A 3,520-nucleotide genomic window follows, 5' to 3' on the forward strand; every position below is an offset into this window, starting at 1 on the left:
GCGATGGAAGGCCTGCAAGCCAGGCGAGACTTGCTGGAACAAGGCGCACAACTGCTGCTGACTCACGAAACACTGACCGAGGCCGAACTGGCACCGCTGGCCACACAAGCACGCAGCGAGAGCCAAAACGAGGCTTGACAAGAAACAACAGCTGTCACGAAAAAGGACAGCTGTCCTGAATCAGCAGGTATAACGCTGGCTGTCAAACCGAGCTTGGCATCACATATGCCACCCGGTCATCGGATTGCGGAGTCCATACATGAACAACGTCAAGCTCGTCCAGGTGGGGACCGGGCTGCTTCTGATCAGTTTGCTGGCGGCGTGCAAGCAGGATCCCCTGCCCGCGTATTCCGGTTATGCCGAGGCCGACCTGATCTACATCGCCCCCTCCGCTGGCGGCATCCTGCAAGGCCTGACCGTACAGCGTGGCGACCACATCGCATCCGGCAAGCCCTTGTTCCAGGTAGATGCCAGCGCGGAAACCTATTCCCGTGATGCCGCCGTGGCCCAACAAAGCCGCGCCAATGCACAACTGGCTGACTTGAGCAAAGGCCGCCGCTCGGAAGAGATCGCCGCGATCGAAGCGCAGCTTGTGCAAGCACGAGCTGCGCGCGACATGTCCACCTCGCAACTCAAGCGCCAGCGTGAACTGATCCATCAAGGATTTGTGTCTGCCGCGCAGATGGACGAACTGGAAGCCACGCAGACACGCGATGTGGCTCGCGTCAAAGAGCTGGAAGCCCAGTTGGCCCTGGCGCGCGATGCCGCACGCCCTGACACCATCCAGGCCGCACGCGCTGAAGTGCTCGCAGCCAGCGCCCAGGTATCCCAATCCACGTGGGCACAAGGCCAGAAGGCGCGCAGCGCTCCTCTCAATGCCACCGTGTTTGATGTGCTGTACCGCCCCGGGGAATGGGTGGCACCTGGCTCCCCGGTTGTGGCCTTGCTGCCTGACAAAGGCGTGAAGGTCCGCTTCTTCGTGCCGCAAGCCGATCTGGCAAAGGCCAAGGTCGGGCAAACCGTGGCCTTCCAATGCGACGGCTGCAGCCAGGGCCAGGCGCGCATCAACTACATCTCCGCCCAAGCCGAGTTCACACCACCGGTGATCTACAGCAATGAGAGCAAAGGCAAGCTCGTCTTCATGATCGAGGCCACGCCGGTAGATGCTCAGGCCGCCCAACTCAAACCCGGCCAGCCCCTGACCGTGAGCCTGATGCCATGAACGGCGCGGATCTGGCCATTGATGTACGCGGCCTGACCAAACAATTTGGCGACCGCACTGTGGTCGATGGCATCGACATCCAGGTGCGCCGCGGCGAGATCTGCGGCTTCCTTGGTCCCAACGGCAGCGGCAAGACCACCACGATCCGCATGCTGTGTGGCCTGCTGGAACCTTGCGCCGGCGAAGGCCACTGCCTGGGCTTCGATCTGCTCACGCAATCGCGCCAGATCAAGCTCCGCACCGGCTACATGACGCAGAAGTTCGGCCTGTACGAAGACCTGTCGATCGAAGAAAACCTGCGCTTCATCGCCGAGGTCTACGACATGCCCAAGGGCCGCGAACTGGTGCGCCAGACGCTGGACAAGCTCGGCCTGTACGAGCGCCGCCAGCAACTGGCCGGCTCGCTGTCCGGCGGCTGGAAGCAACGCCTGGCGCTCGCCGCATGCCTGCTGCACGAACCCGAACTGCTGCTGCTCGATGAACCCACTGCCGGCGTGGACCCCAAGGCCCGCCGCGATTTCTGGCACCAGATCCACCTGCTGGCCGCCGAGGGCCTGACCGTGCTGGTCAGCACGCACTACATGGATGAAGCCGAGCGTTGCCATCGCCTGGCCTACATTTCCTACGGCAAGCTGTTGACCTCCGGCACCACGCAAGACGTGATCGCCAGCTCGAAGCTCAAGACCTGGGAAGTGACCGGCCCGCAACTCGATCGCGTCATGGCCCTGACCGCGCAGCACCAACACTGGATGGCCGTGCCTTTCGGTACCGAGATCCATGTGAGCAGCGTGACGGGACGAGACTTCGGTGGCTGGCTGTCCAGCATCGAACCGGATCACCCCTGGCAGATTCGCACCATCCCGACCGGCCTCGAAGACGTCTTCATCCACCTGAGCCAGCATGCCCAAGACAATTTCCGATAAGGCCTTGTCCTGGCGCCGGGTCTGGTCGGTGCTGCGCAAGGAGTTCGTGCAACTGCGGCGCGACCGCCTGACCCTGGCCATGCTGATCGGCATCCCGCTGATCCAGCTCATCCTGTTCGGCTACGCGATCAACGGCGATCCCAAGCATTTACCCACTGTCGTGGCCACCGTGGACAACAGCCCGATCAGCCGCAGCGTCATCCGCGCCATCGAGAACACGGGCTACTTCGATATACAAGGCCTCGTCAGCGAAGCCGAGGCCGAACGCCAGATCAGCGCAGGCCTGGTGCAATTTGCCATCGTGCTGCCTTCGGATTTCAGCCGCAAGTTGCTGCGCGGCGAACACCCGGTCATCACCGTCTATGGTGATGCCAGCGACCCTTCCACCTCGGGCGGGGCCATTGCCGCGCTCAACCAGTTGCCTGCCCTGGCGCTGCAAACCGAGCTGCGCGGCCCGTTGGCCCATCTGCGCGCCAAGGAAGCCCCGTTCGAGTTGCGCGTACATCGCCGCTACAACCCCGAAGGCATCACGGCCTACAACGTCGTGCCGGGGCTCATGGGCATCATCCTGGTCATGACACTGGTGATGATGACCGCCATGGCCATGACGCGCGAACGCGAACGCGGCACGCTGGAAAACCTGCTGGCCACGCCGGTCAAACCCATTGAAGTGATGATGGGCAAGATCCTGCCCTATGTGGTGATCGGCTACCTGCAGGTGCTGATGGTCTACATTGCCTCGCGGGTGCTGTTTGACGTGCCCATGTTCGGCAGCTACCTGCTGCTCACGGTCTCCGTGCTGATCTTCATCATCGCCACCCTGGTGGTGGGATTCCTGTTCTCGACCGTGGCACGCACGCAGCTGCAGGCCATGCAAATGGCCATCTTCTTCTTCCTGCCCAACATCATGATCTCGGGCTTCATGTTCCCCTTCAGGGGCATGCCGACCTGGGCGCAATGGATAGGTGAAGCACTGCCTGTGACGCACTTCCTGCGCGTCGTCAGAGGGGTCATGCTCAAGGGCTCAACCCTGGCCGAAGTGGGCCACGAGATGTGGCCCATGTTGGCCTTCACGCTGATCGTCGGCGCACTGGCGATGCTGCGCTACCGTCAGACGCTGGATTGAACAGGCCGCACCGATCAAGTCGGGCAGCCCATGCGATCACTTGGCTGCAGGAACCGCTTGCGGCGCCGTCACCTTGGGTGCCAGCATCACGCGGGTCTTGCCGCTGGTCGTCACGAGAATGACGGCATCACCTGGGTTGAGGGTCTCGTTGCCCTTGGCCTGCACAATGGAGCGACGCTGACCATTGGCCGTCTGCAACAGAATTTCGATGGCGTCTTCACGTGTACCGAAGCGCTCCACGGCATTGCC

Annotated in this window: 3 protein-coding genes and 1 pseudogene; 3 read left to right on the forward strand and 1 reads right to left on the reverse strand. The window is 62.4% G+C overall.

From position 1 onward, the window contains the following. Positions 1 to 259 precede the first annotated feature (259 nt). The 3 genes from EPO09_RS02270 to EPO09_RS02280 are packed head-to-tail and all read left to right on the forward strand — an operon-like array spanning position 260 to position 3,271. The gene (locus EPO09_RS02270) at positions 260 to 1,222 is read left to right on the forward strand and encodes an HlyD family efflux transporter periplasmic adaptor subunit (RefSeq protein ID WP_290639752.1); all 963 of its coding nucleotides are present in this window, start codon (positions 260 to 262) and stop codon (positions 1,220 to 1,222) included. Then, positions 1,219 to 2,145 (forward strand): ABC transporter ATP-binding protein, encoded by a 927-nt coding sequence (locus EPO09_RS02275; RefSeq protein WP_290639754.1) that lies wholly within the window; start codon positions 1,219 to 1,221, stop codon positions 2,143 to 2,145. The genes EPO09_RS02270 and EPO09_RS02275 overlap by 4 nt, the downstream gene beginning before the upstream one ends. Further along, positions 2,123 to 3,271 carry an ABC transporter permease gene (locus EPO09_RS02280; protein ID WP_290639756.1) on the forward strand — a complete coding sequence of 383 codons (1,149 nt, stop codon included), beginning with the start codon at positions 2,123 to 2,125 and terminating at the stop codon, positions 3,269 to 3,271. Before EPO09_RS02275 ends, EPO09_RS02280 begins: the two co-directional genes overlap by 23 nt. Positions 3,272 to 3,307: 36 nt before the next feature. Here EPO09_RS02280 and EPO09_RS02285 read toward each other — a convergent pair. Further along, positions 3,308 to 3,520, reverse strand: a pseudogene (locus tag EPO09_RS02285) (hypothetical protein); the annotation flags it as partial.

The organism is Aquabacterium sp. (assembly GCF_004297345.1).
Taxonomy (GTDB): domain Bacteria; phylum Pseudomonadota; class Gammaproteobacteria; order Burkholderiales; family Burkholderiaceae_C; genus Aquabacterium.